Genomic DNA, 3,597 nt, shown 5'->3' on the forward strand with positions numbered 1-3,597 from the left:
GAAACTTTATTAGATGGAAAATTGATCTGGGCTGAGAAAAATTTAGCTCAAATCTAGACTGACAGTCACCGATTAAAAAACGGGTAACTGTCAGATCAAGTCTGAGCTAGTACATATCATCAGTAACTTACCTGAACTTGGCTATATGTCGAACAAAGAAGCTAGTTCTTTATTAGGTGTTGCACCAATGAATCGCGAAAGTGGACGTTATAAAGGGCTCCGTAAAATCCAAGGTGGTCGACATCAAGTGCGCACCGTTTTATACATGGCGATGATGTCAGCTACCCAATCTAACCCTGTTTTTAAATCAACCTATCAGCGATTAGTTGCTACTGGGAAACCAAAAAAAGTAGCGCTCATTGCGTGTGTTAGGAAGATGATTGTGATCTTAAATTCGATGCTCAGAGACGGTGTTATGTGGGAAGCGCCAAAAGTTTAAAATTAGCTATTGACGCCATAGTCTCTTGTTATATGCCGATTGAAGACAAGCCTTTAAGCAACTTTTGTATTTCAATTTCATCATCAATTTTCAAAGGGAACTGTAAAATATCAACTTGTACTTTTTTAAATGTTTTTTTGAACGGTAATGACTTTTCAGGACAAACTTCATGTTCAGAAACATCATAATCCCTTACATAACAATATAAAGAACGAATACTATTATCAACTAAAAGTTGATCTATGGCTTTTCTACTTTTTATGGCTCCTTGCTCAGCAAGATTATCTCTTATTGTCCTTGCATCTGTTGTGATGTCATTTATAACTCGCTCCATATGTTGGCTGAAATCTAAAGACAATTTATCGGTAAAGTTATTAATTTCGTTAATGCATAATGGTGAGCGTTTTGCTTTAAGCTCATTTACTTTACTACTAAAATTAACAGCACCATTATAAAGAGAATAATCATCGAAAGTTTGTTGTGATATATCACCGGTATCGATGAAGAGCCTTCTAATAATTAATAATTCATCAATACTCTTTTCGATTATTGTTCTTTCAATATGAGGGCCAAACATAGGTTTTATATTTAGATAAATAGCTTGTATTTCTGACCTGCACTTATCTGAAGATTCAGCTATCCAAGTATCAATTTTGTTAGGTATTTTAGGAGTAACTTCTTTTTTTACGACTTCAATTACAGGTTCTAATTTGCCACCAGGTTTAATAAGTGGTGTATCGCTTAATAACTTGGATAAATAATTACCGAAGCCCTTTAACTCTTCAGTTTGTATGCTCTCAATTTCTTTCTGTAACGTTGTTAGATTTTTGTCACTGTTAGAAGTATTCCCAAGTTGACGTTCATAATTCGCTGCCACATACAAATACTCAAGCCTTTTATATTTGGTTAAATCTGTTTTTAAAAGCTCATAAATCTCAGTTAAAGCTGCTCGTCGATAATTATTAGCAACTTCAAATTTATCTTTTTGCTCGTATAGGTAAGCCAATATTCTTTTGTTTCTGTTACTTAGTTCAGGGGAAGCTTTTCTAAAAGAGTAAATTACGTCAATTAATTTTAATTTAGAAATTAGGCTCCGAACGTTTCTTTGAGGGTTTGCTTTTAAATAAGTAGAAATTTTTGATTTTTCTTCTTCTGTTATATTGTCAAAGTCGCTCATAAAAGAAATATAGCCAGAGTCTTTACAAAACCAAATAGCGGCAGATGATGTGTAAGGGAAAAATATTTGATCATACTTCGATGGCCAGTTGAATACATAACTACCTGAACTTAAAACATTATTAACCAAACACTTAGAGCCTGACTTGAAAGGGTCATCAACACTTGATTCTGACCATTTAGTTGCAGAAGTGTTAAAAGCTAGAAAGATGGTGAATATATAGAAATACTTCAACATGTACTCCGAAGTTTAAAGGCATATAACGAGCCTGTAGAATTACTAGTTTTATTTTTTATTTATGCCTCAACCATAGCCGAGTTCCTATTTTGATTCAATCGTTTAGTAGCTTTCCACTTTGATTTTCATTATGTGCTTTGAGGGGGGTTATCGGTCTTAAGGTGATCATCCCTTTTTTAATAGACATCAAAAATGGAGTATTTAAGCAGCCTTTAATGGTGGGAAACCATTATTAGCTTTATGTGGTCGTTCATAGTTATAACGCCACAACCATTTTGCAGCATAGTCAGATACTTCTTCCAAGCTATCAAATAACTTTTTACTTAGCCATCCATAACGAACCGTTTTATTAAACCTCTCAACATAACCATTTTGTTGTGGGTTACCTGACTGAATATATTCAATTCTGATGTCACTTTTATTTGCCCATTTTACAAACTCATGAGAAATAAATTCAGGGCTATTATCACACCGAATTGCTAACGGCTTCCCCCTCCACTCAATAAGCTGATTTAAGCTTCGCAGCACTCTAGATGTTGGGAATGAGTAACCAGGTTCAATTACCAACCCTTCACGTTTGTAATCGTCAATAACGTTAAACAAGCGAATTGTGCGACCGTTACTTAGCTGGTCATGCATAAAATCTATTGACCAAACTTGATTCGGCTTAATTGGCTCTTTGAGAGGCTCTGGCTTATGACGATTTAAGCGTCGCCTCGGCTTTATTCTCAGATTCAATGAAAGCTCAGTATAAATGCGGTAAACACGTTTGTGGTTCCACTTTTTACCTTTCACGTTACGCAGATAATCAAAGCAAAGACCAAAACCCCAGTCGCTTTCATCATTGGTTAAATCGACAAGCATTTGAGCTATTTATTGATTCTCATCAGAAAGCTTTGCTTTGTATCGATAACACGTTTCGCTTATTTGAAAAGCTTGGCAAGCTAGCTTTATAGTTACGCCCATAGAGGCAACGAAGTATTGCGCCATCTCTTTACGTTTCGATGGCTTTACCACTTTTTTTGCATAGCTTCGTGCACGATTTCTGCTTTTAGTTTTTCATCGACGTACATCTTTTTAAGTCTACGATTTTCTTCAAGCTCCTTCATTCGAGCCATTAAAGACGTATCCATACCACCATACTTGAAGCGCCACTTATAAAATGTTGAATTACCAATGTTATGTTCACGACAAATGTCAGGAACAGGAATACCTTCATCAGGTTGTTTTAAAATAGCCATAATCTGGCTATCACTAAATTTTGATTTTTTCATGCAGAATCTCCTTCGATTATTTTACGAGAAAATTCCACTTTTGACGTCAACTATTTTTCGGGAGGATTACCTTGGCTTGCCCGAGAAAGTGTGCGAATAACGGGGTCTTTAAAAAAGGCGTTAAGTTCGTCATCAGTAATCGAATCGAGCGGTTTATTAAAATAATGACTGAGTTTAAGTAAGTGCGCGCAATAACTTTTACCTGTTCTATCTGAATAACCTCGATAGTGTATTTCTGCCTTGACCTGTTCAATGAGTTTGTTCATTTTTGACCTCTAAGTTGTGAAATAACTCAGAGAAAGTGTGGCTCAAATGCTGAGAATAGGATCTCCGCGTAGCGGCTTAGTTCAACGAATGATATGGACTCCCCACTCAGCACATTTTTACCAATGTGCCATAGTGAAGGTGATTATAAGCTTCAAATATGAGGAGTCCATATGTCTGTAATTAAAGCTGTTGGCATCGATTTA

The 3,597-nt window shown here is 35.8% G+C and carries 2 protein-coding genes and 2 pseudogenes; 1 reads left to right on the forward strand and 3 read right to left on the reverse strand.

The genetic code is table 11. The features are described 5' to 3' along the window. Positions 1–115: 115 nt before the first annotated feature. Positions 116–439 (forward strand): annotated as a pseudogene (locus tag OCI93_RS20655) (transposase); the annotation flags it as partial. Positions 440–467: 28 nt separating this feature from the next. Here the strand turns inward: OCI93_RS20655 and OCI93_RS20660 are convergent. The 3 genes and pseudogenes from OCI93_RS20660 to OCI93_RS20670 form a co-directional block, all read right to left on the reverse strand. Further along, entirely contained in the window at positions 468–1,853 is a 1,386-nt protein-coding gene (locus OCI93_RS20660; protein ID WP_261627223.1) for a DUF2225 domain-containing protein, read from the reverse strand. A 201-nt stretch (positions 1,854–2,054) separates the two neighbouring features. Then, positions 2,055–3,127: pseudogene (locus OCI93_RS20665) on the reverse strand (IS3 family transposase). A 50-nt stretch (positions 3,128–3,177) separates the two neighbouring features. After that, complete coding sequence (locus tag OCI93_RS20670) at positions 3,178–3,393, reverse strand: phage integrase N-terminal SAM-like domain-containing protein (protein WP_261593048.1); 216 nt, start codon at positions 3,391–3,393, stop codon at positions 3,178–3,180. Between the last annotated feature and the right edge of the window lie 204 nt (positions 3,394–3,597).

It is taken from the genome of Pseudoalteromonas holothuriae (assembly GCF_945859825.1).
GTDB classification, from domain to species: Bacteria; Pseudomonadota; Gammaproteobacteria; order Enterobacterales; family Alteromonadaceae; genus Pseudoalteromonas; species Pseudoalteromonas holothuriae.